Source organism: Pseudomonas sp. P5_B2 (assembly GCF_056400445.1).
This window is the reverse complement of sequence record NZ_JBFULH010000475.1, coordinates 1-3,155: the sequence shown is the minus strand read 5'-3', so window position 1 is coordinate 3,155 and position 3,155 is coordinate 1. Positions and strand designations below refer to the sequence as shown.

Here is a 3,155-nt window from a genome sequence, read left to right as displayed (position 1 = left end):
CCACATTCGAGAACCAGGCGTGCAGGATGGTTGCGGCGGCGTTGGCTTCCAGCGGGATAACCAAGACCCAGAACCACCAGTACAACCAGCCGATAGTGAAACCAGCCCAGTGACCGATCGCGCGATCGGCGTACGTCGAGAAGGAACCGGTGTCTGGCGAAGCGACAGCCATCTCGCCGAGCATGCGCATTACCAGTACCACCAACATACCGGCGGCAGCGTAAGCCAACAGCACGGCCGGGCCTGCGGCGGCGATGGCGTGACCCGAGCCAACGAACAAGCCGGCACCGATAACTCCGGCAATCGACAGCATGGTCACATGACGCGGTTTGAGCCCCTGTTCGAGGCCATTGGAGCTTGGGGTGCTGCTCATTGAAACTACCTTTGTAAGGAAAAGCGAATGCGTGCATGCCGCCTTGAATTCTTTCTCGTAAAAAGAAACCAACGGGGCGTTCTGGATTCTGTACGCAATAATTGCGCCAAAATATTTCAAAGCCTTCTAATACGGCGATCTCGAGATGACCGGACAGTCATCGCAAGCCATTGAAATCAATGGCACTTTGCCAGAGCGTTACCCGGCGACTCACTTTGAGAAAGGATGTGCGCACCGGAAACACACCCGGAAAAGGCTCGACGCACAATAAAAGGGCGGATCAGGAACGTTCGGCTGGTTAGCGCTTCCAACACCCCGTCAAAGCTGGCAACATCGCGCCTTTTTTTACGCGACACCCGCCGGGCAACTGGTTTAAACGGCTGTTCGTTTGATAGCAGCGCGACAGTCTGCTGTAGCGATGCGACAACCTGCCACATCACTTCCGTTTACCGCCCGTAGCGCTGTTGGCTGCCATTCAAACGCTATGCTAGCTTGGCCGCCTCGCCAGGAAGGCCGCCAACAGCAGGAGCGAAACACTATGAGGAACGCACATGGCTGAGGCCACGCCCGCGCTTGAAATCCGCAATTTGCACAAACGCTACGGACAGCTTGAGGTGCTCAAGGGCATCTCGCTGACCGCCCGCGACGGCGACGTGATCTCGATCCTGGGTTCTTCCGGCTCCGGCAAATCCACGTTCCTGCGTTGCATCAACCTGCTGGAAAACCCGCATCAGGGACAGATCCTGGTGGCAGGCGAAGAACTCAAGCTCAAAGCCACCAAGAACGGCGAGCTAGTCGCTGCCGACGGCAAGCAGATCAATCGCCTGCGTAGCGAGATTGGTTTTGTGTTTCAAAACTTTAATCTTTGGCCGCACATGAGCGTGCTCGACAACATCATCGAAGCGCCGCGCCGCGTACTCGGTCAAAGCAAAGCCGAAGCCATCGAAGTCGCCGAAGCCTTGTTGGCCAAGGTCGGCATTGCCGACAAGCGCCATGCCTATCCGGCGCAACTGTCCGGTGGCCAGCAACAACGCGCAGCTATTGCCCGCACCCTGGCGATGCAGCCCAAGGTGATCCTGTTCGACGAGCCGACTTCTGCCCTTGACCCGGAAATGGTCCAGGAAGTACTTAATGTCATCCGCGCACTGGCCGAGGAAGGCCGCACCATGCTGCTGGTCACCCATGAAATGGGCTTTGCCCGTCAGGTGTCCAGCGAAGTGGTATTCCTCCACCAGGGCCTGGTAGAAGAGCAAGGATCGCCACAGCAGGTGTTTGAAAACCCGCTTTCGGCGCGCTGCAAACAATTCATGTCCAGCAACCGCTAACGGAGCTTCCCGCATGCAGAACTACAAAAAGATCTTCCTGGCTGCCGCCGTCACCCTGGCGTTCAGCGCCGGTGCCATGGCCGAAACCTTGAAGATGGGCATCGAAGCGGCCTACCCGCCGTTCAACAATAAAGATGCCAGCGGCAATGTCGTCGGCTTCGACAAAGAAATTGGCGACGCCCTTTGCGCGAAGATGAAAGTCGAGTGCACCGTGGTCACCTCCGATTGGGACGGCATCATTCCGGCCTTGAACGCCAAGAAGTTCGACTTCCTGATCTCCTCGATGTCGATCACCGAGGAGCGCAAGGGCGCGGTGGACTTCACCGACCCGTACTACTCGAACAAGCTGCAATTCATCGCCAAGAAAGACGTCGATTTCAAAACCGACAAGGCTTCGCTCAAGGGCAAAGTGATCGGCGCACAACGTGCGACCCTCGCCGGTACCTGGATGGAAGACAACATGGAAGGCGTTGAAACAAAACTCTACGACACCCAGGAAAACGCTTACCTGGACCTGACTTCCGGTCGTCTGGACGGCATCCTCGCCGACAAATACGTCAACTACGAGTGGCTGAAAAGCGACGCCGGCAAGCCCTACGAATTCAAAGGCGACCCGGTGGAAGAGAGCGACAAGATCGGTATCGCTGTACGTAAAGGCGACCCGATCCGCGAGAAGCTGAACATCGCATTGAAAGAAATCGTCGCTGACGGCACCTACAAAAAAATCAACGACAAGTACTTCCCGTTCAGCATCTATTGATTCTGACCTGCCGGATCGGCGCCGTACGCTAACGGCGCCAGTCCCTGGCATTGCCTGCCGCGATTTGAAAAGAAACCCATGACTATCGATCTCTACGGATTCGGCCCGGCGCTCGCCGCTGGCGCGCTGATGACTGTGAAACTGGCACTCTCGGCCTTGTGTCTTGGGCTGGTACTCGGTTTGCTCGGCGCCTTGGCCAAGACATCCCCGTACAAGCCGCTGCAATGGCTTGGCGGCACTTATTCGACACTGGTTCGCGGCATCCCGGAATTGCTCTGGGTGCTGTTGATCTATTTCGGCACGGTCAACCTGATGCGTGCCCTGGGCGAGTTTTTCGGCAATCCCGACCTCGAACTCAACGCCTTTGCCGCTGGCGTGATCGCGCTGGGCCTGTGCTTCGGCGCTTACGCCACCGAAGTGTTCCGGGGCGCAATTCTGGCGATTCCCAAAGGTCATCGTGAAGCCGGCGTGGCCTTGGGCCTTTCGAAATTCCGCATTTTCACCAAATTGATCATGCCGCAGATGTGGCGCATCGCCCTGCCGGGCCTTGGCAACCTGTTCATGATCCTGATGAAAGACACCGCGCTGGTATCGGTCATCGGCCTGGAAGAAATCATGCGTCACGCGCAAATCGGCGTGACCGTGTCCAAGCAACCGTTCACCTTCTATATGGTGGCCGCGTTCATGTACCTGGGCC

General features: G+C 57.3%; 4 protein-coding genes. 3 read left to right on the top strand and 1 reads right to left on the bottom strand.

The window, feature by feature from the left end; translation table 11 throughout:
* A partial coding sequence (locus AC1DRJ_RS22600) for an amino acid permease (RefSeq protein ID WP_477804101.1) occupies positions 1-373 on the bottom strand: 373 nt, incomplete at its 3' end.
* 551 nt (positions 374-924) lie between these two features.
* On the opposite strand from AC1DRJ_RS22600, the gene AC1DRJ_RS22595 reads away from it, so the two are divergent.
* From AC1DRJ_RS22595 to AC1DRJ_RS22585, 3 genes are all read left to right on the top strand, one after another.
* Positions 925-1,698, top strand: a complete 774-nt coding sequence (locus AC1DRJ_RS22595) for an ABC transporter ATP-binding protein (protein ID WP_477804100.1) — start codon at positions 925-927, stop codon at positions 1,696-1,698.
* A 13-nt stretch (positions 1,699-1,711) separates the two neighbouring features.
* Positions 1,712-2,458 carry an ABC transporter substrate-binding protein gene (locus tag AC1DRJ_RS22590; RefSeq protein WP_477804099.1) on the top strand — a complete coding sequence of 249 codons (747 nt, stop codon included), beginning with the start codon at positions 1,712-1,714 and terminating at the stop codon, positions 2,456-2,458.
* Between the two features lie 78 nt (positions 2,459-2,536).
* A partial coding sequence (locus tag AC1DRJ_RS22585) for an ABC transporter permease (protein WP_477804098.1) occupies positions 2,537-3,155 on the top strand: 619 nt, incomplete at its 3' end.